Origin of the sequence: Caballeronia sp. LZ033, assembly GCF_031451265.1 — a bacterium.
In the GTDB taxonomy this organism is placed as follows: domain Bacteria; phylum Pseudomonadota; class Gammaproteobacteria; order Burkholderiales; family Burkholderiaceae; genus Caballeronia.
In genome coordinates this window covers 1210997-1237227 of sequence record NZ_JARUXQ010000003.1, presented here as the reverse complement: position 1 = coordinate 1237227, position 26231 = coordinate 1210997, and the positions used below count along the sequence as shown (strand labels likewise).

Here is a 26231-nt window from a genome sequence, read left to right as displayed (position 1 = left end):
GGCTTACCCCTTGGTTACGCAGTAGTTGCCGTTCACGTCGAAACGGCCGTCGTTGTACTTGGCGACGATGTTGTTGAAGAGCCGCGGATCGACGGTGGAGAAGTAACGCACCGCCACCTTCTCGCTCGGACGCGCGACGCCTGCATAGACATCCATGCTGAGCGTCTCGGGCGCGGTTTTGACCTTGTTCAGCCACGCGTCGAAGTCGGCGGGAGACAGGGCGAGTGCGCGGAACTTCATGTCGGAGAAGCCCGCGCCGCTGTAGTTGGCCGAGATGCCTGCGTAGTCGCCGGCGTGGTCGGCTTGCAAATGCAGGCGCGTCTGCATGCCGGCCATCGCGTAGATCTGGCTGCCCAGTTGCGGGATGAAGAACGAGTTCATCACCGAATCCGACGTGATGCGGAAGTTCACCGGCGTGCCCACCGGAAACGCCAGCTGGTTCACCGAGGCCACGCCCAGGTCCGGATAGATGAAGAGCCATTTCCAGTCGAGCGCGACCACTTCGACGTTGATCGGCTTGACCTGCGAGTTCAACGGCTTGTACGGGTCGAGCTCGTGCGTGGTCTTCCACGTGAGGATGCCGAGATACAGGATGATGAGCGCGGGAATGGCCCACACGACCACTTCGATGGCCGTGGAGTGCGCCCACTTCGGCGCATACGTGGCCTTCGTGTTCGACGCGCGATAACGCCAGGCGACGAACAGCGTGAGCAGGATCACCGGGATCACGACGAGCAGCATCGCGTAGGTCGCGGTGGCGATCAGCGAGGACTCGGCCACGCCGATTGCGCCTTTGGAATCGAGGACTTCCAGCTTGCATCCCGAGAGGCCGGCGGCGAGCATCAACGCCGTCAGCGCGGGTACAGCGGAACGTTGAGTAGTGTCATTCATTGCATTCGCTTGTTTCGATGATCGAGGCGTTGGAGGAACGCCGTTGAACGGCATTGCGCCGCGTCAGGATCATGCCACCGACGGTCGCCCGTGATGACGCGAATGGTTGAAATTTTGTTTCAGATCAATGGGATGCGACAGGGTGTCGCGGATCTTCAAGGCGTTTCGCGAAACAGCGGCGAGTCTACAACGCGTCGCGATGCGCGCAGGTGTAATAAAAATATTTGGCCGAGGCGCCGTGCCTCTGATGAACGTCAAGAGATGTGTCCGGCGCGGGCTTGTCGTGACGAAGACCGCGCGGCTACGATCCGCAGCATCTTGCCGCCATTGCCTCGTCATGAACCTGCATCCCGACTCCGCCTCGACCTCTCATGTTCATTCGTTCGCCCCGCTCGTGATACGCGGCCGCAGGCTGCTGCCGATCGTGCAGGGCGGCATGGGCGTCGGCATCTCGGCGCATCGGCTCGCGGGCAGCGTGGCGCGCGAGGGCGCAATGGGCACGATCGCGAGCATCGACTTGCGTCATCACCATGAAGACCTGCTCGCGATGTGCCGCGCGGACCCGTCGCGCGCCACGCTGGAACGCGCCAACCTGATCGCGCTGGGACGCGAGATCGAGGCGGCGCGCGTCGTGTCGGAAGGGCGCGGCATGCTCGCGGTGAACGTGATGAAGGCCGTCAGCGCCCATGCCGACTATGTGCGTACTGCCTGCGAGCACGGCGCGGACGCCATCGTGATGGGCGCGGGTCTGCCGCTCGACTTGCCCGATCTCACGCAAGGTCATGACATCGCGCTGATCCCCATTCTTTCCGATAGCCGTGGCGTTACGCTCGTGCTTCGGAAGTGGATGAAGAAGGGCAGGCTGCCCGATGCCGTCGTGATCGAGCATCCGGCGCACGCGGGCGGACATCTGGGCGTGGCGGCGCTCGACGACATGCACGACGAACGCTTCGGCTTCGAGCGCGTGCTGGCGGAACTGGATGCATCGTTCGCCGCGCTCGGGCTGGCGCGTGCGGACGTGCCGGTGATCGTCGCGGGCGGTATCGACGGACACGAAGCCGTGCGTCAATGGCTCGGCGCGGGCGCGAACGGGGTGCAGCTCGGCACGCCGTTCGCGGTCACCGAGGAAGGCGATGCGCATCCGGCCTTCAAGCGCGTGCTGGCGGAGGCGCGGCCGGAGGATATCGTCGAATTCGTCAGCGTCACCGGGCTGCCCGCGCGGGCCGTGAAGACGCCGTGGCTCATGCGCTATCTGCGCAACGAAGAGCGCATCCGGGCGAAGATCGGCACGCGCCCGCAAGCCTGTCCGACGGCGCTCGACTGCCTGAGCGCGTGCGGCCTGCGCGACGGCATCGAGAAATTCGGGCACTTCTGCATCGATACGCGTCTGGCTGCGGCGCTGCGCGGCGACGTGGGCAACGGGCTGTTCTTTCGCGGCAGGGAACGGCTGCCGTTCGGCGCGGCGATTCGCAGCGTGCGCGATCTGATCGAGGTGCTGCTGACGGGCGCGACCCACGGCGCGACCCAGGCCACGCCCGCAGGCTGCTGAGCCGTCAGCCGCCCGAATACTTGCGCAACAGCGCATTCACGTCGATGCGCTGTCCCTGAAGCAGCAACAACCGCGTATGCAGCACGAGGTTTTCCAGCACGAGCAGCGCGGTGGTGAGCATGTAGGTGAGATTGACGTCGCCGGGATTGAGTCCGCTGGACTGGAGCTTCCGATGCTTGTCCACGAGCGCGGTCATCACGAGGCTGCGCAGTTCGGGTTCTGCAAAGGGAAGATCGCCGTAGTCGACCGGATCTTCGCGTTCGAGTTCTGCGAGCATGCCCGTCAATTCGCTGATGGTCACTTCCATGGCTTCTCCCGGCTCAGGCACTGCGTGGACGGTGAACAGTGAACAATGCACAGCGTCTTCATGGTGCCACGGGCGCGCGCAAATTAAAACGGCCGGACGCAGGAACAGGCATCGAAGCGTAGACTCGATCCATGCAAACCGATCGCTGGGTGTCACGTCATGGCCAGACGCTTGCCTGAACCGTGGTATCGCCCGCCAGAGGAAGAAGTCTGCGCGCTGTGCGGGCGCTTGGTGCCGCCCGCCGAACGCGACCTGCATCATCTCGTGCCGAAGTCGCAAGGCGGCAGGCAGACCGCCGTCCTGCATCGCATCTGTCATCGACAATTGCATGCGCTCTTCACGGAGAAGGAACTGGCGCAGCGTTATTCGACCGTCGAGGCGCTGCTCGCGCACGAAGCGGTGCGCGGGTTTGTCGAGTGGGTGAAGACCAAGCCGGACAGCTTCTATCAGCGCACGCGGCGTTCACGTTCACGCTGACACCGGCACCTCGCGCACGCACGGCGTCTCGCGCCGGTAAGCCGCCATGCCGAAGCGTTGCAGGATGAAGCTCTCGACGACCAGCTTCAGATCCGCTTCGCAAGGACGCGTGCCCCAGCGGCTGTTGCCCGCCACCGACGCCACCGCGAACCACGAGTGCGGCTGAAACAGTTCGACACGCAAAAGGCCGCGCTCGAAAATCCTGAGCCGCCCGGTATCGATGTGGAATTCGGCGCTCACCGCGCCGCCCGGCATGTCGATGCTCGCCGTGATGGCCTTCGCTTTCATGGTCTCTTGGTCTCTCTCTGTGCGTTGCTTTGTCGCGTTGCTTTGTCATTGCCCGGCGCGCCTTCTTTCGCGTTGCTGACCACTCTGAACCACAACGTGCGAAAACGGCCAGTCCCGCCTTAGCAGGGATCGGACCCGGGGGCGCGATTGCCGGATTCTCCAGCGGCGCCGCGAATGTCCAACCGTCCCGGCAGAAATTCCCCTATAGGCATACAGTACTGGCGTTGCGGATGGCCGCCGAAACATCGGCGCGATCCGCACGGCGTTCGCCAGAAGCACGCAGCGTCATGGCGAACGTTCGCTGTCGCACATAACATCACCCTGTCACCTTGCAGCGGTCACGTTTTTCCGTCGTGGAAAGATGCTCGTTCGTTCGCAAAAGATGCAAATACCGGAGGGAACCAGACCATGTACAAAGCGTATTCCTATGCCGCCGCCGCAGCCGACAAACCGCTCGGTCCGCTCGAAATCAAGCGGCGCGAGGTCGGGGCGAACGACGTTCGTATCGACATCCTGTTCTGCGGCGTCTGCCACTCGGACCTGCACATGGCCAGGAACGAATGGGGCGCGTCGAACTATCCGATCGTGCCGGGGCATGAGATCGTCGGCCGGGTGGTCGAGGTCGGTGCGGACGTGTCGAAGTTCAAGGTGGGGCAACTCGCGGGCGTCGGCTGCATGGTCGATTCCTGCCGCGTCTGCGACGCCTGCAAGGAAGGCCTCGAACAGTTCTGCGACGGTCCGGACAGCTTCATCCAGACCTACAACTCGCCCGACCGCCAGTCCGGCGGCGTGACCTTCGGCGGCTATTCGACGAGCATGGTCGTCGATGAAGCCTACGTGCTGAGCGTGCCGGAAAATCTCGAACTCGCGGCTGTCGCACCGTTGCTGTGCGCAGGCATCACGACTTACTCGCCGCTGCGTCACTGGAACGTGCAGAAAGGGCAGAAGGTCGGCATCGTCGGACTGGGCGGCCTTGGACACATGGGCGTCAAGATCGCCGCCGCGATGGGCGCGCACGTGGTGCTGTTCACGACGTCGCCGGGCAAGATCGAGGACGCGAAGCGCCTGGGCGCGCATGAAGTCGTGATCTCGAAGGACCCGGACCAGATGGCCGCGCACGCCAACAGCTTCGACTTCATCCTGAACACGGTGGCCGCGTCGCACGACCTGGATCCGTTCATGGTGCTGCTCAAGCGCAACGGCACCATGACGCTGGTGGGCGTGCCGGAGCATCCGCATCCGTCGCCGGCGGTGTTCAACATGATCTTCAAGCGGCGCGCGCTGGCCGGGTCGCTGATCGGCGGCATCGCGGAGACGCAGGAGATGCTCGACTTCTGCGGCAAGCACGGCATCACCTCCGACATCGAGATGATCCGCATGGACGAAATCAATCACGCGTACGAGCGCATGCTGAAGAGCGACGTGAAGTATCGCTTCGTGATCGACATGTCGACAATGCCGAGCTAAGCAGCGTTGCCATGGCAGGCGCGGCGGAGGCTGCCGCGCCTGCACGAGCATGAATCACTGCGCGATGGCCGCGCGCAGTCTTTCGACGAAGCGCTCCGTCACCGCCGGCAAGGTCCGGCCTTTCTTCCGGATGAGCGCGACCGGCCGCACGAAGGCCGGGTGATCGATGGCTTTCACGACGAGCCCCGGCTCCGCGCGCACCTCGCGCGCCGTCTCGGGCAGGATCGTCACGCCGAGGCCGCCGCGCACCATCGCGACGGCGGTCATCATGTAAGTCGGCTCGCAGGCAATCTCCAGCGTTTCGCCCGTGGCGCCGAGCGCGGCATCGACGACCGCGCGCACGCTGGTGCCCGGCGCGGTGAGCACGAGCGGCTCGCGGGCGAGATCTTCCGGACCGATGCGCCGCTTCCGCGCCAGCGCATGGCCGCGCGGACACACCGCCACGAGCCGGTCGACGCCCGCGTGCAGCACCTCCAGCAACGGGTCCGCGACCTCGCCGCCTGTCAGCCCGATATCCGCTTCCTCGCTGCGCACGAGCGCGTTGACGGCGCTCGCCACGACATCGCGGATCTGAAAGGCGACGCGCGGCACCTCGCGCTTCATGCCGATGATCAGCTCCGGCAGCATGCTTGCCGCGAACGTGGGCAGGCACGCCAGGCGAATGGTGCCGCTGCCGCCTTCGCCGAGCGCGCGGGCGTCGCGCAGCACGTTCTCCATGTCGTTCAGCGACTTGCGCAGCAGCGGCAGCAGTTCGCGCCCGGTGGGCGTCAGCGCGACGTTGCGGCTATTGCGATCGAACAGCCGCGCGCCGACCGCCTCTTCCAGCCGGCGAATCTGCACGGTCAGCGCCGGTTGCGACAGATTGAGCCGCTGCGCCGCGCGCGTGAAACTGCCGGTGTCCGCCACCGCGACCAGCGCCCGGATGTCGCGAAGATTCAGATCCATTATGAGATGTGATGGCTGCGATCAAATCATTTCAATTGTGTTATCGCTGCAGCGAACTTACGCTGAACGGCATCAAAAAACAAGATTCGGAGACATGTTCATGCTGCCGTTGCTCGGCCTGGCCACCATCGTCGTCCTGCTCGGGGCGATCCTCTCAAAACGCATGTCGCCGCTCGTCGCGCTGATCATCGTGCCGATTGCCGCGTCGCTGCTCGGCGGCTTCGGCCTGCAGACCAGCAAGTTCGTCATCGATGGCCTGAAGAGTCTCGCGCCGGTCGTCGGCATGTTCGTGTTCGCGATCCTGTATTTCGGCACGATTACCGACGCCGGCACGCTCGATCCGATCATCGACCGCATCCTGCGCGCGGTCGGCACGAAGCCGACGCGCATCGTCATGGGCACGACGCTGCTCGCGCTCTTGATCCATCTGGACGGCTCCGGCGCGGTCTGCTTCCTCGTCACGATCCCGGCGATGCTGCCGCTCTACGAACGCCTCAAGATGGACAAGCGCGTGCTGGCGGCGGCGGTCTCCATGGCGGCGGGCATCAACTTCCTGCCCTGGACCGGGCCGATGATCCGCGCGTCAGCCTCGCTGCACCTGCCCATCTCGGCGCTGTTCAATCCGCTGATTCCGGTGCAGGCCGTGGGTCTCGTGTTCGTGTTCGGCATGGCGTGGTGGCTCGGACGACGCGAGGAAAAGCGCCTCGGCTACTCGGGCGCGAGCGGTGCCGTGCCGCTGCCGAAGCGCGAACTGACGCCCGAGGAACAGGCGCTGCGCCGGCCGAAGAATTTCTGGTTCAACATCGTGCTGACGGTCATCGTGCTCGGCACGATGGTCGTGATGGGCGAGAAGATCCCGCCCGCGATCATGTTCATGGTGGGCCTGTGCATCGCGCTGATGGTGAACTACCCGAACGTCGAGATGCAGCGCAAACGCATCGACGCGCACGCTCGCGCCGCGCTGATGATGGCCGGCATCCTGCTCGCGGCGGGCGTGTTCACCGGCGTCATGCAGGGCAGCGGCATGCTCAAGGCGATGGCGCAGGCGGCCGTCGGCTTCGTGCCGCCTGCGATGGCGGGGCACATTCCCGTCGTGCTCGGCGTGCTGTCGATGCCGCTCTCCATGCTGTTCGATCCCGATTCGTTCTATTTCGGCGTGCTGCCGGTGATTGCCGAAGTGGCGTCGCAACTGGGCGTCGCGCCGGTGCACGTCGGCCAGGCGGCGCTGCTCGGACAGATGACGACCGGCTTTCCCGTGAGTCCGCTCACGCCCGCGACCTTTCTCGTTGTCGGCCTGTGCGGCATCGATCTCGCGGACCATCAGAAATTCACCTTCCCGCTGCTGTTCGGCGCGTCGCTCGTCATGACGCTTGCGTGCGTGCTGCTGGGCGTGTTTCCGCTTTAATCCGGACTGGACGAAGTCATGAAGGACATCATCAGAATTGGCGCAGGGGCGGGCTATTCGGGCGACCGCATCGAACCGGCCGTCGAACTCGCGGAGCACGGCGCGCTCGACTATCTCGTGTTCGAGTGTCTCGCCGAGCGCACCATCGCGCTGGCGCAACAGTCGCGCCGCCACGATCCGGCGTCCGGCTACGACCCCTTGCTCGAAGCGCGCATGCGCGCCGTGCTGCCCATCGCGGCGAAGAACGGCGTGCGCATCATCTCGAACATGGGCGCAGCCCATCCGCGCGCGGCGGCACGTCGGACAGCGGAGATCGCGCGCGAACTGGGCTTGTCGCTGAAGGTCGCGGCCGTGACCGGCGACGACGTGCTCGACGTCGTGCTGAGCGCGCCGCTGCGTTTCGAGGAATCGGACGACGAGGTCGGCGGCTATGCCGAACGTATCGTCTCGGCGAACGCGTATCTCGGCGCGGCGCCGATCGTCGATGCCCTGGCTGCGGGCGCGGACATCGTTCTGACCGGGCGAGTGGCCGACCCGTCGCTGTTCGCCGCGCCGCTGATCCACGCATTCGGCTGGCGCATGGACGACTGGAATACGCTCGGCCAGGCGACGGTCGTGGGTCATCTGCTCGAATGCGCGGGCCAGGTGACAGGCGGCTATTTCGCCGATCCCGGTTGCAAGGACGTGAACGGGCTTGCCCGTCTGGGCTTTCCGATTGGCGAAGTGAGCGCGGACGGATCGGTGGTCGTGACCAAGGTGCCGCACGCGGGCGGCAGCGTGACGGAAGCGACCTGCAAGGAACAACTGCTCTACGAAATCCACGATCCCGCGCGTTACCTCCAGCCGGACGTCGTCGCCGATTTCACCCAGGTCCGCGTCGCGCAGGAAGCGCCGGACCGTGTGCGCGTGACGGGCGGGCGCGGTCATGAACGCACCGGGACGCTCAAGGTATCGGTGGCGTATGTGGACGGCTTCATCGGCGAAGGACAGATTTCCTATGGCGGACCGGGCGCGCTGGCACGTGCGCGACTGGCGCTCGATATCGTGCGGGAACGGCTCGCGCTCACGGGCGTCGAGACGTCCGAACTGCGCTTCGACCTGATCGGCGTGAACGCGCTGTATGGCGAGACGCTGGCCGCCGGTCACGCGGAACCGTACGAAGTCCGCGTGCGCGTGGCGGGACGCGCGGCGAACGCGCGCGAAGCGGCGCGCATCGGCAACGAGGTCGAGACGCTCTATACCAACGGTCCGGCAGGCGGCGGCGGCGTGACGAAGGCGACGCGTGAAGTCATCGCCGTGCAGTCGGTGCTGTTGCCGTGCGAACAGGTGAACCCGGCTTTCGAATTCGTGGAGACAAACGATGAAACTGCGTGAACTGGCCCACGGCCGAACCGGCGACAAGGGCAACACGCTCAATGTCTCGGTGATCTGCTACGACCCGCAACACTACGCGCATGTACGCGAGCAAGTCACGCCGGAACGTGTCAAGGCGCATCTCGCGGACGTCGTGAAAGGCGCCGTCGTGCGCCATGAAATGCCGAATTTGCATGCGTTCAACTTCGTGCTGAGTCACGCGCTCGGCGGCGGCGTCACGCGTTCCCTCGCGCTCGATGCACATGGCAAGTCGGTGAGCGCCGCGTTACTCGACATTGAAATCGATGCGCCCGCGTGAGGGGCGGATGAATAGTGAATACGCATGCGAATTGCATCTTCAGATCGTGGGACTAACTAACTTTCCCGGCCAAAACAGGTAAAAAGCTCTGTCTGAAGATAGACAAAAAATAGCCAATACTCGCCCTGATGCTGTCGTTAGACTTTTTTACATTTTTGTTGTCTGGCTGTCCTTAAACGTCTGAATACAATCCGTTTTGTCAAAAGATTGTGTCGTCGTCTGGACAATGAGAACGAAGCCAACAACGCAGTTTTCCGGCTTCGGGTCAGCGCCCGATGCTGTCGAGGCAAAGTCGCGCACGAGGGCGCGGAACGAGCAGTCGGCAATTCGTTCCGTGGCATGCGCGGCCAGCCGTCATCGCCCGAAATCCATCCGGGCGTCCATCTCGTTGACACGCAGGGCCGTTGCGGATTGTCCGTGCGCGCGACTGCGGCTGGCCTTCCCGGAACAACGGGGGCGCCGTTCCCTCACGTATTGATCGAAGCGCGTCGCGGCTTTTCACGACGCTTCTGTCGAGCAACATCCAGCACTGAGTCATTCCCGCCAGAATTCGGGTCTCACGCTATCGCGGCGTTCGCGATGTCAATTCACGCTCGGCGGCAACCGGTATCTACCGGGCGCCGGTGACGCATTGACTTCGCCACTGCGCCGCATCGCGTCAAATGCGAGTCAAGTAATTGATCTACGACAACTTCAAGCGGCATCAACGAGGCGCCTTACGTACCTTCAGGACCTTGATCGCCGCGTGCGTTTTGTTTGCGAGCGTCGTGCCGCGCCTGGCGTCCGCCGCGACGCCAGCGGACCCGAGCCTCGCGGACGCTTTCTCTCACCTCGCCGCCGATGTGCAGGAAACGCGCACCGTCACGCTCAGGCAACTCGGCTTGCTGGAAAGCGTCGCGCTCAATGCGCCCGATACGCGCCGCGAATTCTTCCTGCCCGTGCCCGCGGGCGTGCCGCTCAAGGACGCCGCGCTACAGTTCGACGGCGGCTATGTGCGCGGCGACGGCGGCCGCGTGACCATGCTGCTCTCGCTCGACGGCTCGCCGGTGCTGGCGCGCGCCTTCACGCAGGACGCAGGCGGCGTGTCGCTGAATCTGGGCGTGGACGGCGCGCCGCGCAACGCCGGTTTCGTGCGGCTCGGACTGGGCTTTGCGTCGGTGATCAATCAGAACGACTGCACGGACCAGACGGCCATCGGCAATGTCTTGCGCGTGGACCCGGGCACGCGTCTCACCTTCCGCTTCGATCCGGCCGACGTGCAGGACCTGCGCACCGCATGGAGCGCGTTGCCGTATGCGCCGGTGCTGGCGGTGTCGGGGCGCAAGCTGTCGAGCAGCGCCTACGATGCCGCATGGCGCACCGACGCGCTCTTGCAGCGCGACGGCAAGCGGCCCGTGATGCAGGCGCTGCCAGCGCCGGGCGATACGGTGGATCTGGGCGAGCTCGACGTTCCCGCGCCGCTGCGCGCGATCCCCGCATTCGCCGCGCTGGCCGGCGGCGGCAAGCATGTGCTCGCGAACCAGGCGGAACTGGGCGCGCTGGTGGCGCTGGGTCCGCGCACGGCGTTCGGTCCCGACGTGGTGGTCGCCGATGAACCCCTGCGGCGCACGCTCGGCGCGGCGCTCGATGCGTTGCGGCTGCAAGTGACCGGCACATCCGCCGACGCGCTCGCCGCGTTCGATACCTGGCGCAAGCGCACGGCTTCGCAACTGACGGCGCCGCTCGCGCCGGGCGAGGTGCGCATCGCGCACGTGGGCGGACGGGCGCTGATCGTGGTGGGCGACACGCGCGGCATCGGCGCGCTGGCGCATGGCTGGCGGCCCATCGACGTATCCGACCGGGTGATCGTGCATCGCATCGACGTGGAGCAGCAGGCGCGCGGCGACGACATTCCGCTGGCCGATCTCGGCGGCGATCCGCGCAGCATCGACGTGCAGACCGACGCTTCGTGGGTCGCGCGCTTCGACCTCGCCGCGGCCTCGGGCAACGGACGCCTGCCGGCGCAGGTGGTGCTGGATCTGGCGGCGTCGCCGACGCTCTCCAACGGCGGCGCGACCGCCACGGTCTACTTCAACGACGTGATGATCGGCGCGCGTCTCATCAATGTCGATGGCGCGCGCCAGCGGCTGGTGGCGTCGATCCCGCGCTACGCGCTTGCGCGCACCAACGAGTTGCGCGTGTCGTTCCGCCGTCAGCCGGATGCCGGATGCCAGGCGCGTCAGGCGTATCCGGTCGCGGTCCTGCCGACCAGCCATCTGCGGCTCGCGAAGGCCACGCCCGAGGACAGCTTCGCGGGGATGGCGGCGCGCTATGCGTCGTCGGCGACGGTGTATGTGCCGCGCGCCTATCTCGACGACGCGCTCGCCAGCGTGCCGCGCCTGGCCGTGCTGACCGGCGCGGCGGGCATCGCGCCGGCCACCGCGAAATTCGCGGTGGCGTCCACGCAGGCCGCCACACAGCCGGACGGCCCGTTCCTCGCCGCGGACGTGAGCTTCGACGGCGAGAAGAACCCCGCGTTGTATTCGGCGCAGCGTCTGTCGCTGAGTTCGCCTTCCGGCGACACGCTGCTCGACATGTCGGGTCTCTCGCGCGTCGGGGTGGTGAGCGTGGCGAGCGCGGGCGGGCAGAGCGGCATCGTCTATCGCTCGGCAGGCGCGGCGCCCGTGCTCACCGACAAGCTCCAGCTTTCGCGCGGCAATATCGCCGTGGTGGACGGCAGCGGCGTGCTCAAGCAGTTCAACACCGTCAACCCCGACGAACTCTCCGACGAACCCGCAAGCAGCACCGACTGGGTCACGCATCACTGGGCGCGCTGGGGCATTCCGGGCGTGCTGGTGGTGCTGCTGCTCGCGCTGATCGTGCTGGCGGGACGGGCGCGGCGCAGACATCAGGCCGAACAGCGCCGCGCGCAGGACGAGGACCGCGCGTGATGCTGGAGACGCTCAGGTGGTACGGCGGCATCCTGCTCGCCGATTACTACCAGGGACTGGAGTACATGGCCGCGACGGTTGCGGCCATCATCCTGCTGTCGAGCGTGGATGATCTCTTCATCGACGTCTGGTACTGGACGCGCAAGCTCTGGCGGCGCGTGACGGTGGAGCGGCGTTACGCGCCGCTCACGGTCGAGCAGCTCTATGCGCGCGATGAACAGCCCATCGCGATCATGGTGCCCGCGTGGCACGAGCAGGACGTGATCGCCGCGATGATCGAGGACCTCGTGCGGGTGCTGGATTACCGCGCGTACACGGTGTTCGTCGGCACTTATCAGAACGATGCCGCGACGATTGCCGAAGTGGAGCGCATGCGGCATCGCTACAAGCATCTGCACCGCGTGGAAGTGCCGCACGACGGCCCGACCTGCAAGGCCGACTGCCTCAACTGGCTCGTGCAGGCCATCATGCATTACGAGTTCGAGGCGGGCATCGAGTTCGCGGGCATCGTCATGCATGACAGCGAAGACGTGCTGCATCCCGTCGAGCTGAAGTTCTTCAATTACCTTCTGCCGCGCAAGGACATGATCCAGTTGCCGGTGGCGTCGCTGGAACGCCACTGGTTCGAACTCGTCGCGGGCACCTACATGGACGAGTTCGCCGAATGGCATGGGAAGGATCTCGTGGTGCGCGAGAGTCTGGCGGGCGCGGTGCCTTCGGCGGGCGTGGGCACGTGCTTCTCGCGTCGCGCCATGCGCGCGCTGGTTGAGCAGACGGAACAGCAGCCGTTCAATACCGAGAGCCTGACCGAGGACTACGACATCGGCGCGCGCATTCTCAATCTCGGCATGCAGTCCATCTTTCCGCTGTTTCCGGTCGAATTCACGACGCGTCGCAAGGGCTGGTTCGGCCTCGGGCCCGAGCGCGAGATCCGCATGACCATGCCGCTGTGCGTGCGCGAGTTCTTCCCCGATACCTTTCGCACCGCCTACCGGCAACGCGCGCGCTGGACGCTCGGCATCGGCCTGCAAGGCTGGGCGCTGACGGGCTGGAGCGGCTCGCTGGCGAACCGCTATCTGCTGCTGCGCGACCGCAAGGGCGTCGTGACGGCCTTCGTCGGCATGCTTGCCTATCTGCTCGCGGGGCAGTTCATGCTGTTCGCCGCGGCGTCGTACTTTCGCATTGCCACGCGCTTCTTTCCGTCGCCGTTCATCGATTCGGGATGGCTTCAGGCGCTGCTGATCGCGAATTCGATTGCGCTCGTGCTGCGCGTCACGCAACGCATCATCTTCACGACGCGCCTGTACGGCTGGGAGCACGGCGTGCTTTCGGTGCCGCGCATGGTGATCGGCAATGTCATCAACTTCATGGCGGTGTCGCGCGCGTGGCGGCTGTTCATCGTGCATGCGTTGACGGGGCGCAGGCTCGCATGGGACAAGACCATGCACGATTTCCCGAGCAACGAAGGCCTGCGCGACACGCGTCAGGAACTGGGCGAACTGCTCGTCTCCTGGCAGGCGATCGATCCCGAGCGGCTCGAAGAGGCGCGCCGCACCGAACATGCGCGCGAGGCGCCGATCGGGCGCGTGCTCATCACGCGCGGCTGGCTCGACGAAGAGACGCTCGCGGAGGCGATCGCGTTCCAGGCGGACTTGCCGCGCGGCCGCTTCGATCCGCTGCGCATGGACCTCACCCAGGTGGCGCGGCCGGATGCACTCGTGCGGTTGCGCGCGCTGCCGCAGGGCTTCGATACGAACGGTCACGCGCTGTTCGTCTGCGCGAGCCTGCTCGACGATGCCGCGCTCGCCGAACTGAGCGCGGCGGCGGGGCGCGCGGTGAGCTTGCAGGTGGTGCGCGAAAGCGAGATCACGGCGGGCCTGCGGATGATGCGCGCGGTCGGGCGGCTGGTTCATCCGGACGCGGCGGATGACGAGCGCTTGTCCGAACCCGGCGATGAACCCGTCGCGGACGGCGTACCGCTGCTCGGCGACCTCATGATCGAGATGGGGCTCGTCACGCGCGGCGCGTTCGAGACGGCGTTGCAGCAGTATCGGCCGGAGCGGCATGGGCGGATCGGCGATTATCTGGTGGCGGAAGGGGTGATCACGCACGAGGCGTTGACCGTCGCAATTGGCGAGCAGCGCCGCCGCCATCGCACGCGGACCGCTAAGTCGTGACGGCGCGTCTTTCTCGCCGCTTGGGCGTCGCGGCCTGGGCCGCCGCGACGCTGTGCGCGCCGAACGCTTCCCGAGCCGATGCGAACTTGCCGCTGCCCTTGAGCGGCGCGTCGTATCGCGTGGCGCGCGAGGCTTTCGCGGCCTACGACGAACACCGTTACGCCGCTGCCGTCGCCGGCGCGCGCGAAGCGATCCGCCAGCGGCCCGACGTGCCCGAACTGCGTCTGCTGCTGGCGAATGCGCTGGCGGCGCGCGGGCGTCTGAAAGAGGCGCGGCGCGTGCTGGATGACGCAGTCGCACAGTTCGGGCCGACGCCTGCGGTGACGGCGCGGCGCCGGCAGATCGGGATCCTGATTGCGTCGGGCGGCATCGGCGGCGTGCCGGGCGATCTGCCGGCGCCAGCGCTCGAGGCGGCGCGCGCTGCGTATCGGGCTTATGGACGGAAGGACTACGCAGTCGCGGCAAGCGCGGGCCGCGAGGCGGTGCGGCTCGCGCCACACGTGGAGCGCCTGCGCGATCTGCTGATCGATTCCCTTGCGGCGAGTGGCGACGATGCCGCCGCGTGGACCGCCGCCGTCGATGCGACGGCGCGTTTCGGCGACAGCGACGGTTTGCGTGCGCGGCGGCGTTTCATTGGCGACCGGCTCGCGCCGGCCGAATCGCGGGCGGCGTATGCGGCGCGCGAGAAGGGCGATCTCGATGAAGCGCAGCGGCGCGCGCAGCAGGCGCTGGACTATGCCCCGTGGCGCGCGGATTACCGCATGCAGCTGATCGAGACGATGTTCGCGCGCGATGATCTGGCGGGCGTGGAAGCGGTAGCCGGCGATGCCGTCGCGCGGAATCCCGACGATGCGCTTGCGTGGGCGCTGCGCGGCTGTGCGCGTGCGGCGCGCGGCGCGGATGGCGACTTCGCGCGGGTGCTGTCGGCGTCGGTTGCATCGGATGATGAACGGCAGGAACGCGACGCCCGCGTGGCGCGGACCATCGTCGCAGACGTGCGACTGGCCCAGGGCGATGCGCAAGGCGCGCTCGATGCGCTGCCTCCGCCACGCTCGAAGGCCGCGGACGACACCGATGCCGCCATCGCCTTGCGCCGCCATCGTGCGCAGTCGCTGGCGCGGCGCGGCGTGACGCAAGCCGTGCAAGTCGATCCGCTGGCGGGTCCGACCTTCGAATGCCGCGCCGATGAATTCGGCGCATCGTGCGATGTCTACGCGCACGATCCGGCGCTGGCCGCGACCCGCGCGGCGCGTCTGGCGGAGCAGCGCGGCGAGCGCGGTGCTGCGGCGGACGAATGGCGCACGGCGATTGCCGCCGTGCCGGACGATCCGCAACCGCGTATCGCGCTGATCGACGACCTCGTGGCGTTGGGTCGTACGCGTGAGGCGTCGGAAGCGGCGCGCGGCGTTATCGACGCACAGCTGCTCGATGCGCTGACCGACGTGCAGGCGGCGTTCGTCGCACAACGCGCCGGGGCTAATGCGCTCGCGCTGGATTACTTCGCGCGTGCGGACCGCGACGGGACGTTGCCTGCATCCGCGCAAGCCGATGCGGGTTACGCGGCGCTCGGGATGCATCGTGCGGGCGAGGGCGCGCGCTATCTGGAGCATGCCATCGACCGCAGCGCGGACGGTCCCGCCGACGAAGCGCTCTCCGCGCAGGCGCTGAACGATGCCCGCGCCGCGCACGCCGAAGCCACGCGCAACTGGGGCTTCAGCGCGGCGGTGAACTATCGTGGCAATGGCGCGCAGCAGGGCGTGGCGTTCTCGCCGGTGCCGGGCGTGTCGAACAACTGGCAGGCGGGCGTGGAAGCGTACTGGCGTCCGTTCGGCAGTCTCGGCGACCGCATGTTCGAAGTCTATGCGCGCAGCTACGAGAACTTCGGCGTGAAGGGCGGCGGCCCGTCGGGAACCTCGACCTTGCAGGCGGCGTTTGGCGCGCGGGTGAAGCCGTTTGCGTCGGCCAATGCGACCTTCGCCATCGAGAAGATCGTGCCGCTCGGCTCGGACGTGCGCTCGGACTGGCTGGCGCGCGCCGCCTACTCGAACGGTTTCGGCGACGCCCGCCGGCTCGATGTGCCGAGCTGGTGGACCGGCACGGTCTACGGCGAAGCGGGGCATTACATCGCGAATCATTCGAGCTACGCGACGGCCAACGCGCGTCTCGGCCGCAGCTATCGCGTGGATGCGCTCAGTCCGCGCCTGACCGTGTTTCCGCATGCGGTGGTCGGCATGGACTACGACTCGGCGATCGATCACAGCGTGCCGGTGGGCGTCGGCGCGGGCGTGTCGGCGCGTTATGCGTTCCGCGGCGGCAGGTATGACGCGCCGCGCTCGTTCGTCGATGTATCGGTGCAATACCGCTTCCGGGTCGCGGGCGACGACCGCGCGAAAGGCGTGTTCTTCGGTGCGGTATTCTCGTACTGACGCCACTGTCTTCCGCTTGCCGCGCCATGTTCCCGTTTCTGCATTTTCATCCGCTGATGGCCGCGCGCTGCGCCGTGCTGGCGGCCGCGTGCTGCGCCTTCTCCGTTGCTTGCGCCGATACCGCGCCGCCACGGCTGGTGCACGGCATGGTCTGGCAACCCGACAACGCCCATGCGGACCCGCACGGCGACTGGGACAAGCTGGGTGCGCACGAACTCATCGTGCAGTGGACGGCGGTGGACGGTCTCTCCTTCCTGCCGGGAACCGGGTTGCGCATGGCGGCACGGCTGCCGGACTGGGAGCGCATCGGGCAGGAGCCGTGGGCGCGCGACGTCATCATCGGGCTGGCAGGCCGTTTCGACGAAGCTGCCGCGCGCGCGAACACGGCACAGCTGTTCAACGAATCGATGCAGCTCGTGGATGCGCGTCCGCCGGTGCATGTCACGGGCTACTACTTTCCTGTCGAGATCGATCCGACCTGGCAGAACGCGGGTGCGTTGCGCGCGACGCTGGATGCGCTGCCCCGGCCGTTGTGGATCAGCGTCTACGACCGCGCCAATGTGGGCGGCACGGCGCTGGCCGCGTGGCTCGATGAATGGCTGCCGCGCGATGTCGGCGTGCTGCTGCAGGATGGTTGTGGCGTGTACGCGCGCGAGCCGCGCGTGGCGCGGGAGTATGCGGATCAACTGGCGGCGAAGCTGGGGCGCGGGCGGGTCAGGATCATCGCGGAGGCGTTTCGGCCACAGGTGGGAGGGGGTTTTCGCGCGGCTACGGTGGCGGAGCTGAAGCCGCAGATCGATGCGTATCGGGGCTATCGGATTTATCTCTTCGACGGTCCGCATTATGTGTCGAACACGCTCGTGCAGCAGTTGCTGGATGCGTACGGGAAGCGGTGATAACGGGTTGTGACGCGAAAAGTCTGAATTCTTCAAGTTGTTGCGGATGGTTGATGACGGCTGAACTCGACATGCTAGATTGAACGCTCTAAAAGCCCGATGGCGCATGCCATGCCTTAAACGTCAGTCCTTGGCCTTCAGGATGTCTGAGTTGGTCCGCAATGCCAGTTCCTCTTCTCGACGCCTCCGCGTGGTGTGAATTTCGCGGCATTCCCGCCTGTGACGGGGCCAACCACACGATCCATTTCACCACTATCCGCGACGCGTCCGGACAGTTGCGCAGTTGTTTCGTGAAACTTCTCAAGCCCAATACGCCAGCGCTCTTGTGCGAGGCGGTGGGATGGGTGCTGACGGCATCGGTGGGGGTGCCGGTGCCGGGATTCGGCGCAGTCGTGCTCGTTCCTGTCGAGCAACTGCGAAAGAACATGGCGTTACCCAACTGGACCAACGGGCTGAACATGTGCGCCGCGTGGTGCTGTGAGATTGTTGCGGGGAAGTCCGTCAAGCAGGTGCACAAGTGGGCCTTCTGGCTTTCGCGCAAAGGCTGTCTGCGGAGCCAGGACGTCCGCTCCATGGCGGCCTTCGACGTCTGGACGGACAACCGTGACCGCAACTTCGGCAATCTCATCCGGAGCTCGAACGGCAGTTACGTTGCAATCGACCACGAGACTTTGCTTCACGACATACTCTGGCTATCCATGGGCGTCTCCTATACCTCTCGTAGTCTGCTCGACGAAGCGCAGCAGCATCTTTCCTCGGAAGAGCTGAAGGCGTTCCATAGCGCCATGGCCGTTTCCGCGGACACGCACCAACGCGCGCTGTCATCGGTGCAGGCTTCATTGAGCACGTTCATCAACGTGCTTTCGCCTGGCGCCGCGCCCGAACTGGCGCAGGGCATCATGGGTTATCTGACCTACCGTGCCAATCCGGGCTGGCTTGCGCAGAAGCTGGGGGTGATCGCATGAATCTTTCATCCCTCTTCCGCGACCTCGGGAACCCCGAGCATCTGGCTCGTCTGGCCACGGCAACCGTCAAGCCATCTTTTCGTGAACGAGGAGTTGAAGCGAATTGCCCATCTCGACTACGAGAAGTTCGTGCTTGGCACGGAGAGCGGTTCGGGTGAGTTCGTGGACGACCGGGGCGTGCAGCACTTCCTCGACTTCAACCTGAAAACCGGCACAGCGTGCGGAAGCGTCGTGTCGGCTGTCCACAAGAACGCCAGTACCGTCGAATTCAACGTGCTCAAATCCAGCCGCGACCTGACCACGTATTCGCGGATTCGAAACTTGAAGGACACGGGGCTTTTCCTGCTGCTGCCTGACAAGCAGCAACTCGAAGCACGTGAGTACAAGAGCATTCTCGACGTCATCGAGGAACAGGCGTGGAAACTGAAGCGCGACGGCTTCCGCGTCGTCAGCCTGCCGTCCGAAACCGAATTGGCTCAGGAAATCTATGAGTGGGCGCTGCCGTCGCTCCAATAACGCCGTCCCGCATCACAACATCGGCACATGCAAGTGATGCGGATCACCGAGCATATCCGCCACGCGTCGCAACGCTTCCCTGCAATCCTCGCGATCCTGCGGGCCACCAAGACACAAACGCAACGCATTTGGCGGATTACCGTCGGTCGAAAACGCCGCGCCCGCCACCGCTCCGATGCCCTGATTGCGTAACTGCAGCGCCAGTTCCGGCGCGCTCCAGTCGCATACCGATGGCACCGGCAGCCAAAGATGGAAACCGTACGGATTGGCATCGAAGGCGAATTCGTGCAGTTCCGCCAATGCAATCGCCTGCCGTGCGGCCGCTTCCTCACGGATCGCGTTCAGCACGTCGGCGGCGGTGCCGTCATTGACCCAGTGCGTCGCGAGCAGCACGGTGAACGGACTCGGCATCACCGAGGTCGCGCGCAAGGCGCCTGCAATCCGCTGCGTCTGGCGCGGCGTCGGCGCGCTCAGGTAAGCCACGCGCAAGCCCGCGCCCAGCGTCTTCGACAAGCCGGTCACGTGATAGGTCAGTTCGGGCGCGAGTTCGGCCAGTGTCGGCGGCGCATCGGGCGGCAACATGCCGTAAGGCTCGTCCTCGATGATCGGCACGTTGTAGCGCAGCGCCACGTCGGCGATGGCCTCACGCCGCCTGCGTGTCAACGTCAGCGTGCTCGGATTCTGCAAGGTCGGATTGCAATAGAAGCCGCCCGGCTTCTCAGTCCTGCACAGCGCCTCGAACGCATGCGGCAGCGGCCCTTCGTCGTCGCGCGGCAGCGCTTGCAGACGCACGCCCAATTGCGAGGCAATCGCCTTGATGCCCGGATAGGCGAGCGAGTCCAGACAGATCATCTCGCCCGGCCGCGCCAGTTGCGACACCAGCGCGACCAGCGCCCCGTGGATGCCCGGGCACACGAGCACCGTATCGGTGTCGCAGGCGGGCACGCGCGGCCGCAGCCAGTCGCGTCCCGCCGCCCGATCAACCGGCAAGCCGCCGAAATCCTGATAGCGCAGCAGCTGGAACGGATCGGCGCGTTCCATCAGCCGCGCCGCCGAAGCCCGCAGCCGCGCGGCGAGCGCGGGCGGCTCCGGCGGCATGTTCATCGACATCTCGACGCTCCCGCCACCCGCCAGCGGCAAGGTCTGCGTCCTGCCGCGCACGAAGGTGCCGCTGCCCGCGCGGGCGTCGAGCAGGCCGCGCTTGCGTGCTTCCGCATAGGCGCGCGCGACGGTCGTGTAGTTGAGACTCAGCAGGCCGGCGAGATCGCGCAGGCCGGGCAGCCGGTCGCGTGGCCGCAGACGGCCGCTCGCGAGATCTTCCTCGATCAGATCGGGAATCGTCAGGTAAGCGGGCTTCCTGCTTTCTTCGAGCTTCCTGATCCAGTGATGTGCCGGCTGATTCATGTCCGCGATGATCCTCGCAACAGGTTCGCTCGATCCTGGCATGTCAAAACTATCGAAGGGAAAAAGATCGCATCGGCAGATTGGACTTGATTGCATTGATCGCATCGATGCACGTCTTCGGTGTACGACGCACCATGCTCACGCCCGTTTGCGCTGAAATCGTGCGAACGCCATCCACGCACCTTCTCCCACTTGCGTCGATAAAGCCCTTCCAGCAAGGCTCAGGCAAAAATTTTTCGGTTCCGTCGAGCAAGTTTGTTTTGCTTGATTGCAAAGTGATTGCATTTCGCGGGCCAATCATTGGCATACCCGTTGCGTTTGAAGACCCGTCGACGCGCTGCATGGACGAGCGCACCGGCATCGAACCTCACACTCATCGGAGAAAGCCATGCCCGCAGTCAATCAACCGCTTCACAAGAACGGCGATTATCTGGTCGACTACGAAGAGAAAGTCTTCGAGGACGTGAAGGCCGAGCCTGGTGAGAAAGCGCTCGTCACGTTTCACACGGTCGCGTTCGAAGGGTCGATCGGCTTCGTGAACCTGTTGCAGGCCACGCGTCTGCAACGCAAGGGCTTCGATACCTCCGTGCTGCTGTACGGCCCCGGCGTCACGCTCGGTCTGCAGCGCGGCTTTCCGACGCTCGGCGATGAAGCCTTCCCCGGTCATCTCAACTTCAACAAGCAACTGCAGAAGTTCATGGCCGAAGGCGGCAAGGTCTACGCCTGCCGCTTCGCTTTGCAGGCGCTGTATGGACACGGCGAGGCGTCGCTCATCGAAGGCATCCGCCCGATCAATCCGCTCGACGTGCTGGACATCCAGCTGCTCCATCGCAAGGAGAACGCGCTGATCATCCATACCTGGACCGTGTGACGATCATGCCCGATGCCCTTTCGACACCGCGTATCGTGCGCGCGGCGGCCGTGCAGATCACACCGGACTTCGAGCGCCCGAACGGCACGCTCGACCGCGTCTGCACGGCCATCGACGAAGCTGCGGCGCAGGGCGTGCAGCTGATCGTCTTCCCCGAGACCTTCGTGCCGTACTACCCGTACTTCTCGTTCGTGCGCGCGCCGGTGGCATCGGGCGCGGATCACATGAAGCTGTACGAGCAGGCCGTGGTGGTGCCCGGCCCGGTCACGCAGGCCGTGTCCGAGCACGCGCGGCTGTGCAACATGGTCGTCGTGCTGGGCGTGAACGAACGCGACCACGGCAGCCTGTACAACACCCAACTCATCTTCGATACCGACGGCACGCTGCGCCTCAGGCGCCGCAAGATCACGCCGACCTTCCACGAACGCATGATCTGGGGCCAGGGCGACGCGGCGGGCCTGAAAGTGGTGAACACCGGCGTGGGACGCGTCGGCGCGCTGGCGTGCTGGGAACACTACAACCCGCTCGCGCGCTACGCGCTGATGACGCAGCACGAAGAGATCCATTGCAGCCAGTTCCCCGGCTCGCTGGTGGGGCCGATCTTCGCGGAACAGATCGAAGTGACGATCCGCCACCACGCGCTGGAATCGGGCTGCTTCGTCGTCAACGCGACCGGCTGGCTGACCGACGCGCAGATCGAAGCCATCACGCCCGATCCCAACCTGCAACGCGCGCTGCGCGGCGGCTGCAACACGGCGATCGTGTCGCCGGAAGGCCAGCATCTCGCCGAGCCGCTGCGCGAGGGCGAAGGCATGGTGATCGCCGATCTCGACATGGCGCTCATCACGAAGCGCAAACGCATGATGGATTCGGTCGGCCACTATGCGCGGCCCGAGTTGCTGAGCCTCGCGATCAACGATCGCCCGGCATCGCCCGTCACTTCTTTCAAGGACATCCACGACGATGAACGCCCGCGAGAAACTGCCGGCATCGAGCCGGCAACTGATGACTGAACTGCAGTCGGCCGGCCTGCGGCTGGTCGATCCGCGCGCGGGCGTGTCGAGCCGGCGCGGCGGCGCGGGGCCATCGGACCACAAGGCCGTGACGGTGGACGGCGTGACCATCATGGTTCCCGTGCATACGAGCAGCGCATGGGATTCGCCGTTCGTCGCGGGTCAGCCGGATGCGCACGGCATCAGCGCGCTGACGCGCAACGCCATTCCGATCGCCAGCATCAGCTTTCCGCAAGCGCCGCGTTTCTACGCGATGCAGACGCTCGACGGCGTGCCGTACTCGCATATCGCGACGCTGCACAGCGCCGATGTGCTCGCCACCACCGTGCTGCAAACCTGCATCCGTTATGAGAGCCGCCGCAAGTCGTGCAAGTTCTGCGCGATCGGCCAGTCGCTGGCGGCGGGCCGCACGATTGCGCACAAGACGCCGGAGCAGCTTGCCGAAGTGGCGCGCGCGGCGGTGTTGCTGGACGGCGTCAGGCACATGGTGCTGACGACCGGCACACCGCCGACGCCCGATCGCGGCGCGCGGGTGCTGTGCGAGAGCGCGTTCGCGATCAAGGCCGCCGTGAATCTGCCGATCCAGGCGCAATGCGAGCCGCCCGACGACGACCGCTGGTTCGAGCGCATGAAGGCGAGCGGCATCGATACGCTCGGCATGCATCTGGAAGCCGTCACGCCGGCCGTGCGCGAGCGCATCATGCCGGGCAAGGCGACGGTGCCGGTGACGCGCTACATGGAAGCGTTCGAAGCGGCGGTCGCGGTGTTCGGCCGCGGCCAGGTGAGCACCTACATCCTGGCGGGACTGGGCGACAGCGCGGAGGACATCGTCGGGATGGCGCGCGAGCTGATCGCGCTCGGCGTGTATCCGTTCGTCGTGCCCTTCGTGCCGATCAGCGGCACACCGCTCGAAGATCATCCCGCGCCCGCGCCCGAGTTCATGCGTGCGGTGCTGGCGCCCATCGGCGCGATGCTTGGCGAAGCCGGCATGCGTTCCGCCGACATCAAGGCTGGCTGCGGCAAATGCGGCGCGTGTTCATCGCTGTCATCGTACGAGGCCTGACCATGTTCGTCGAAGCCATTGAAGGCGATGCACTCGATCTCGACTACACGCCGGTCGAATTCCGCGTCAAATGGGCGACGCTGCCCTGGGAAGCGGAGGAAGCGTACAAGCTGCGGCGCGCGGTGTTCTGCATCGAGCAGGGCGTGTTCGTCGGCGACGATCGCGACGAGATCGACACGCGTGCGCAGTTGCTGGTCGCGCTGAGCTGTGTCGCGGGCATGCCGGATCAGGTCGTCGGCACGGTGCGCATTCACGAGCGCGAGCCGGGCGTGTGGCTCGGTTCGCGGCTCGCGGTGCATGCGGCATTCCGCTCGCACGGCAAGATCGGCTCGACGCTCATCCGGCTGGCCGTGTCGAGCGCGCATGCGCTCGGCTGCGAGACGTTCCTCGCGCATGTCCAGGAGCAGAACGTGCCGCTGTTCCGGCGGCTGCACTGGGACACGCAGCAGGAGGAAACGCTGTTCGGCCGCGCTCATCATCTGATGCGCGCGCAACTCGATGCCTATCCGCCGTGCGTCACGCCGCAGAGCGGTTTTGTCGCGCTCGCGCGGAGGCTGCCGTGAAGCCTCTGGCGGGATTGGTCGAGCGGTTAAGAGAAAGCCGGGGCTTTCAGCACAAGAGCGATATCTCGCGCGTGCTCGCGCACTTGCCGGCAGGCGCGCGCGATGTGGCCATCGGCGACGATTGCGCCGCCATTCCCGACGGCGACGGCGTCCTGCTGTTCGCGATCGAAGGTCTGGTAAGCGACTTCGTCCAGACGATGCCATGGTTCGCCGGCTACAGCGGCGTCATGGTGAACGTCAGCGACATCTACGCGATGGGCGGCCGCCCGCTCGCCGTCGTCGATGCGCTGTGGAGCGGCAGCGCGCAGGCCGCGGGCGACGTGCTCGCGGGCATGACGGCGGCATCGCGCGTATATGGCGTGCCCATCGTCGGCGGACACAGCAACGTGCGCAGCGAAGGCGCGCAGTTGGCGGTGGCGATCGTCGGGCGTGCGCGCAGGCTCTTGACCAGCTTCGACGCCCGTCCCGGCGATGCGCTCGTCATGGCTGTCGATCTGCGCGGGCGTTTCGAGGAACCGTATCCGTTCTGGAATGCATCGGTGGGCGCGCCGGAAGGCCGCGCGAGGGGCGATTTCGAACTGCTGCCATTGTTGGCCGAAGACGGGCTGTGCATTGCGGCGAAGGACATCAGCATGGCGGGCGCGCTCGGCACGGCGCTGATGCTGCTCGAATGCTCGAATGCCGGCGCGCGTATCGATCTCGATGCGGTGCCGCGTCCTCCGGAGGTGGATTTCGAGCGCTGGCTCACGGCGTTTCCGAGCTTCGGCTTTGTGCTTTCAGTACATAAGGAGCATGTAGGCGACGTGCGCGCGCGCTTTGCATCGCGTGATATCGCAAGCGCGGTGATCGGCGAGGTGGACCCATCGCGCGAAGTGGTCGTGACGCGCGGCGACGAAGCGGCCTTGCTGTGGAACCTCCGCGAGGAGCCGTTCATATGCGCGCGCTGAACGCACTGCGAATTGGACTGCTGACGCATTCGGTGAATCCGCGCGGCGGCGTCGTGCATACGCTCGAACTGGCGCGCGCGCTGCACGACGCCGGGCACGAAGTCACGGTTTTCGCACCCGCACGGCCGGGCGAGTCGATGTTTCGCGCGTCGCCGTGCCGGATCGTGTTGGCGCGCATCGAAGGCGAGGCGAAGGGGCTGACCGGCATGGTCGCGCAACGCTTTCGCGCGTTGAAGCTCGCGCTTGAAGACCTCAATCCGGACGGCTTCGACGTGCTGCATGCGCAGGACAGCATCGGCGGGAATGCGCTGGCGGAACTGAAGGACGAGCGAACGATTCGTGGCTTCGTGCGCACGGTGCACCACCTCGACCACTTCGACGACCCGCAACTCGACCGTTGGCAACGCCGCGCGTGGCAGGACGCGGATGCCGTGTTCTGCGTCAGCGACGCATGGACGCAAATCATGCGCTCGACCTATGGCGTGACGGCGCACACGGTGTCGAACGGCATCGACGGAACGCGCTACGGCGTTTGTGCCGACTCTGACACGCATACGTTGCGCGACCGCTTTGGCATGAGCGGAGGACCGGTTGTGCTGGCGGTGGGCGGAATCGAGGAACGCAAGAACACGTCGATGCTGCTCGAAGCGTTCGCCTTGCTGCGCGCACGTTGGCCCGGCGCGCAACTGGTGCTGGCGGGCGGCGCCAGTCTGCTCGACCACGATGACTACACGCGCCGCTTTTTTGCGCGAGCGGCGGCGCTGGAACTCGAGGTCGGCGCGCGCGGCACGCCGGTGATCGTCACGGGCGCGCTGCCGGACGCTGAGATGCCCGCGCTGTTCCGTCTCGCTGATGTCGTGTCGATGATCTCGCTTCGCGAAGGCTTCGGTCTGGTGGTGCTCGAAGCGCTGGCGAGCGGACGGCCAGTCGTGGTCTCACGCATCGCGCCCTTCACCGGGTATCTCGACGAGCGCACCTGCACGTTCGCCGATCCACACGACGCGTCATCGATTGCCGCCGCGCTCGAGGGCAGTAGCGGCATCGACTTCGTGCAAGCCGTGCCCGCGCTGTTGCGGCGCTTCACGTGGCAAGCGAGTGCCGCGCGTCATCTCGACCTCTATCGCGCGTGGCTCGAAACCGATCAACCTTCAAACGGAGCCACTCCATGCCCGTCATGCATTTTCTGATCCGCTGGCCCGATGGCGTGGAAGCCAACTGCTATTCGCCTTCGACCGTCGTCGGCGAGTTCTTCACGGCGGGCGAGCGCTATGCCGTCGATGACTTCGTCGCCCGTTCCCGCGAAGCCTTGCACATCGGCTCCGAACGCGTGCGCGAGAAATACGGATTCGCATGCTCCGCCGCGCTTGATCAGCTTGCACGCATCGAAGCAGATGCACGACGTTTCCACGATGCGCACGAAGCACAGGTCACCGTACTCGCGCTCGATTAACTTGTTCGT

General features: G+C 65.9%; 24 protein-coding genes. 19 read left to right on the top strand and 5 right to left on the bottom strand.

Going from position 1 to position 26231, the window contains the following annotated elements; genetic code table 11:
* Positions 1-3: 3 nt before the first annotated feature.
* The gene (gene cyoA, locus QCE62_RS26870; RefSeq protein ID WP_309925060.1) at positions 4-891 is read right to left on the bottom strand and encodes a ubiquinol oxidase subunit II; all 888 of its coding nucleotides are present in this window, start codon (positions 889-891) and stop codon (positions 4-6) included.
* 337 nt (positions 892-1228) lie between these two features.
* On the opposite strand from cyoA, the gene QCE62_RS26865 reads away from it, so the two are divergent.
* Positions 1229-2440: a nitronate monooxygenase family protein gene (locus tag QCE62_RS26865; RefSeq protein WP_309925058.1), complete on the top strand. Its 1212-nt coding sequence runs from the start codon at positions 1229-1231 to the stop codon at positions 2438-2440.
* 4 nt (positions 2441-2444) lie between these two features.
* Here QCE62_RS26865 and QCE62_RS26860 read toward each other — a convergent pair whose 3' ends face one another.
* Positions 2445-2747, bottom strand: a complete 303-nt coding sequence (locus QCE62_RS26860) for a hypothetical protein (protein ID WP_309817900.1) — start codon at positions 2745-2747, stop codon at positions 2445-2447.
* A gap of 159 nt (positions 2748-2906) precedes the next feature.
* On the opposite strand from QCE62_RS26860, the gene QCE62_RS26855 reads away from it, so the two are divergent.
* The gene (locus QCE62_RS26855; protein WP_309925057.1) at positions 2907-3224 is read left to right on the top strand and encodes an HNH endonuclease signature motif containing protein; all 318 of its coding nucleotides are present in this window, start codon (positions 2907-2909) and stop codon (positions 3222-3224) included.
* Here QCE62_RS26855 and QCE62_RS26850 read toward each other — a convergent pair.
* On the bottom strand, positions 3216-3512 hold the full coding sequence (locus QCE62_RS26850; protein ID WP_309925055.1) for a hypothetical protein: 297 nt from the start codon (positions 3510-3512) through the stop codon (positions 3216-3218). The two genes, QCE62_RS26855 and QCE62_RS26850, sit on opposite strands and share 9 nt — an antisense overlap.
* A 408-nt stretch (positions 3513-3920) precedes the next feature.
* Between QCE62_RS26850 and QCE62_RS26845 the strand changes: the two genes are divergently transcribed.
* On the top strand, positions 3921-4979 hold the full coding sequence (locus QCE62_RS26845; protein ID WP_309925053.1) for an NAD(P)-dependent alcohol dehydrogenase: 1059 nt from the start codon (positions 3921-3923) through the stop codon (positions 4977-4979).
* A gap of 54 nt (positions 4980-5033) precedes the next feature.
* On the opposite strand, the gene QCE62_RS26840 is transcribed toward QCE62_RS26845, so the two are convergent.
* Positions 5034-5924, bottom strand: coding sequence for a LysR family transcriptional regulator (locus QCE62_RS26840; protein WP_309925052.1), 891 nt, complete (start codon positions 5922-5924; stop codon positions 5034-5036).
* A gap of 100 nt (positions 5925-6024) precedes the next feature.
* On the opposite strand from QCE62_RS26840, the gene QCE62_RS26835 reads away from it, so the two are divergent.
* From QCE62_RS26835 to QCE62_RS26795, 9 genes are all read left to right on the top strand, one after another.
* Positions 6025-7329, top strand: coding sequence for a citrate:proton symporter (locus tag QCE62_RS26835; RefSeq protein WP_309925050.1), 1305 nt, complete (start codon positions 6025-6027; stop codon positions 7327-7329).
* Positions 7330-7347: 18 nt separating this feature from the next.
* Positions 7348-8703 carry an acyclic terpene utilization AtuA family protein gene (locus QCE62_RS26830; protein WP_309925047.1) on the top strand — a complete coding sequence of 452 codons (1356 nt, stop codon included), beginning with the start codon at positions 7348-7350 and terminating at the stop codon, positions 8701-8703.
* The gene (locus QCE62_RS26825; RefSeq protein WP_309925045.1) at positions 8690-9001 is read left to right on the top strand and encodes a hypothetical protein; all 312 of its coding nucleotides are present in this window, start codon (positions 8690-8692) and stop codon (positions 8999-9001) included. Before QCE62_RS26830 ends, QCE62_RS26825 begins: the two co-directional genes overlap by 14 nt.
* A gap of 677 nt (positions 9002-9678) precedes the next feature.
* A complete protein-coding gene (locus tag QCE62_RS26820) occupies positions 9679-11931 on the top strand; it encodes a cellulose biosynthesis cyclic di-GMP-binding regulatory protein BcsB (RefSeq protein WP_309925043.1) in 2253 nt (750 codons plus the stop codon).
* Positions 11928-14108, top strand: coding sequence for a glycosyl transferase family protein (locus QCE62_RS26815; RefSeq protein WP_309925042.1), 2181 nt, complete (start codon positions 11928-11930; stop codon positions 14106-14108). The genes QCE62_RS26820 and QCE62_RS26815 overlap by 4 nt, the downstream gene beginning before the upstream one ends.
* The gene (locus QCE62_RS26810; protein ID WP_309925041.1) at positions 14105-16534 is read left to right on the top strand and encodes an NfrA family protein; all 2430 of its coding nucleotides are present in this window, start codon (positions 14105-14107) and stop codon (positions 16532-16534) included. Before QCE62_RS26815 ends, QCE62_RS26810 begins: the two co-directional genes overlap by 4 nt.
* A gap of 26 nt (positions 16535-16560) precedes the next feature.
* Entirely contained in the window at positions 16561-17430 is an 870-nt protein-coding gene (locus QCE62_RS26805; protein ID WP_409017917.1) for a hypothetical protein, read from the top strand.
* Positions 17431-17591: 161 nt separating this feature from the next.
* Complete coding sequence (locus tag QCE62_RS26800) at positions 17592-18395, top strand: HipA family kinase (protein WP_309925040.1); 804 nt, start codon at positions 17592-17594, stop codon at positions 18393-18395.
* Between the two features lie 93 nt (positions 18396-18488).
* Complete coding sequence (locus QCE62_RS26795) at positions 18489-18911, top strand: hypothetical protein (protein ID WP_309925038.1); 423 nt, start codon at positions 18489-18491, stop codon at positions 18909-18911.
* Positions 18912-18923: 12 nt separating this feature from the next.
* Here the strand turns inward: QCE62_RS26795 and QCE62_RS26790 are convergent, their stop codons facing one another.
* Positions 18924-20315: a PLP-dependent aminotransferase family protein gene (locus tag QCE62_RS26790; RefSeq protein WP_309925036.1), complete on the bottom strand. Its 1392-nt coding sequence runs from the start codon at positions 20313-20315 to the stop codon at positions 18924-18926.
* A gap of 388 nt (positions 20316-20703) precedes the next feature.
* On the opposite strand from QCE62_RS26790, the gene QCE62_RS26785 reads away from it, so the two are divergent.
* The 7 genes from QCE62_RS26785 to QCE62_RS26755 are packed head-to-tail and all read left to right on the top strand — an operon-like array spanning position 20704 to position 26222.
* A complete protein-coding gene (locus QCE62_RS26785) occupies positions 20704-21186 on the top strand; it encodes an MSMEG_0572/Sll0783 family nitrogen starvation response protein (RefSeq protein ID WP_309817869.1) in 483 nt (160 codons plus the stop codon).
* A 5-nt stretch (positions 21187-21191) separates the two neighbouring features.
* A complete protein-coding gene (locus QCE62_RS26780) occupies positions 21192-22199 on the top strand; it encodes a Nit6803 family nitrilase (RefSeq protein WP_309925034.1) in 1008 nt (335 codons plus the stop codon).
* Positions 22192-23262, top strand: a complete 1071-nt coding sequence (locus QCE62_RS26775; RefSeq protein WP_309925334.1) for an MSMEG_0568 family radical SAM protein — start codon at positions 22192-22194, stop codon at positions 23260-23262. The genes QCE62_RS26780 and QCE62_RS26775 overlap by 8 nt, the downstream gene beginning before the upstream one ends.
* A 2-nt stretch (positions 23263-23264) precedes the next feature.
* A complete protein-coding gene (locus tag QCE62_RS26770; RefSeq protein ID WP_309925032.1) occupies positions 23265-23825 on the top strand; it encodes an MSMEG_0567/Sll0786 family nitrogen starvation N-acetyltransferase in 561 nt (186 codons plus the stop codon).
* Positions 23822-24772, top strand: a complete 951-nt coding sequence (locus tag QCE62_RS26765; RefSeq protein ID WP_309925030.1) for a sll0787 family AIR synthase-like protein — start codon at positions 23822-23824, stop codon at positions 24770-24772. Before QCE62_RS26770 ends, QCE62_RS26765 begins: the two co-directional genes overlap by 4 nt.
* Complete coding sequence (locus QCE62_RS26760) at positions 24760-25959, top strand: MSMEG_0565 family glycosyltransferase (RefSeq protein WP_309925028.1); 1200 nt, start codon at positions 24760-24762, stop codon at positions 25957-25959. Before QCE62_RS26765 ends, QCE62_RS26760 begins: the two co-directional genes overlap by 13 nt.
* Complete coding sequence (locus QCE62_RS26755) at positions 25938-26222, top strand: MSMEG_0570 family nitrogen starvation response protein (protein WP_309925026.1); 285 nt, start codon at positions 25938-25940, stop codon at positions 26220-26222. Before QCE62_RS26760 ends, QCE62_RS26755 begins: the two co-directional genes overlap by 22 nt.
* The last annotated feature ends 9 nt before the right edge of the window (positions 26223-26231 follow it).

Excerpts from the sequence above, each read along its gene's own strand:
- QCE62_RS26785 (WP_309817869.1), top strand. The coding sequence starts at position 20,704 with ATGCCCGCAGTCAATCAACCGCTTCACAAGAACGGCGATTATCTGGTC.
- QCE62_RS26835 (WP_309925050.1), top strand. The coding sequence starts at position 6,025 with ATGCTGCCGTTGCTCGGCCTGGCCACCATCGTCGTCCTGCTCGGGGCG.
- QCE62_RS26850 (WP_309925055.1), bottom strand. The coding sequence starts at position 3,512 with ATGAAAGCGAAGGCCATCACGGCGAGCATCGACATGCCGGGCGGCGCG.
- QCE62_RS26790 (WP_309925036.1), bottom strand. The coding sequence starts at position 20,315 with ATGAATCAGCCGGCACATCACTGGATCAGGAAGCTCGAAGAAAGCAGG.
- QCE62_RS26855 (WP_309925057.1), top strand. The coding sequence starts at position 2,907 with ATGGCCAGACGCTTGCCTGAACCGTGGTATCGCCCGCCAGAGGAAGAA.
- QCE62_RS26840 (WP_309925052.1), bottom strand. The coding sequence starts at position 5,924 with ATGGATCTGAATCTTCGCGACATCCGGGCGCTGGTCGCGGTGGCGGAC.
- QCE62_RS26800 (WP_309925040.1), top strand. The coding sequence starts at position 17,592 with ATGCCAGTTCCTCTTCTCGACGCCTCCGCGTGGTGTGAATTTCGCGGC.
- QCE62_RS26845 (WP_309925053.1), top strand. The coding sequence starts at position 3,921 with ATGTACAAAGCGTATTCCTATGCCGCCGCCGCAGCCGACAAACCGCTC.
- QCE62_RS26755 (WP_309925026.1), top strand. The coding sequence starts at position 25,938 with ATGCCCGTCATGCATTTTCTGATCCGCTGGCCCGATGGCGTGGAAGCC.
- QCE62_RS26860 (WP_309817900.1), bottom strand. The coding sequence starts at position 2,747 with ATGGAAGTGACCATCAGCGAATTGACGGGCATGCTCGCAGAACTCGAA.
- QCE62_RS26805 (WP_409017917.1), top strand. The coding sequence starts at position 16,561 with ATGTTCCCGTTTCTGCATTTTCATCCGCTGATGGCCGCGCGCTGCGCC.
- QCE62_RS26760 (WP_309925028.1), top strand. The coding sequence starts at position 24,760 with ATGCGCGCGCTGAACGCACTGCGAATTGGACTGCTGACGCATTCGGTG.
- QCE62_RS26825 (WP_309925045.1), top strand. The coding sequence starts at position 8,690 with ATGAAACTGCGTGAACTGGCCCACGGCCGAACCGGCGACAAGGGCAAC.
- QCE62_RS26865 (WP_309925058.1), top strand. The coding sequence starts at position 1,229 with ATGAACCTGCATCCCGACTCCGCCTCGACCTCTCATGTTCATTCGTTC.
- QCE62_RS26770 (WP_309925032.1), top strand. The coding sequence starts at position 23,265 with ATGTTCGTCGAAGCCATTGAAGGCGATGCACTCGATCTCGACTACACG.
- QCE62_RS26775 (WP_309925334.1), top strand. The coding sequence starts at position 22,192 with ATGACTGAACTGCAGTCGGCCGGCCTGCGGCTGGTCGATCCGCGCGCG.
- cyoA (WP_309925060.1), bottom strand. The coding sequence starts at position 891 with ATGAATGACACTACTCAACGTTCCGCTGTACCCGCGCTGACGGCGTTG.
- QCE62_RS26830 (WP_309925047.1), top strand. The coding sequence starts at position 7,348 with ATGAAGGACATCATCAGAATTGGCGCAGGGGCGGGCTATTCGGGCGAC.
- QCE62_RS26780 (WP_309925034.1), top strand. The coding sequence starts at position 21,192 with ATGCCCGATGCCCTTTCGACACCGCGTATCGTGCGCGCGGCGGCCGTG.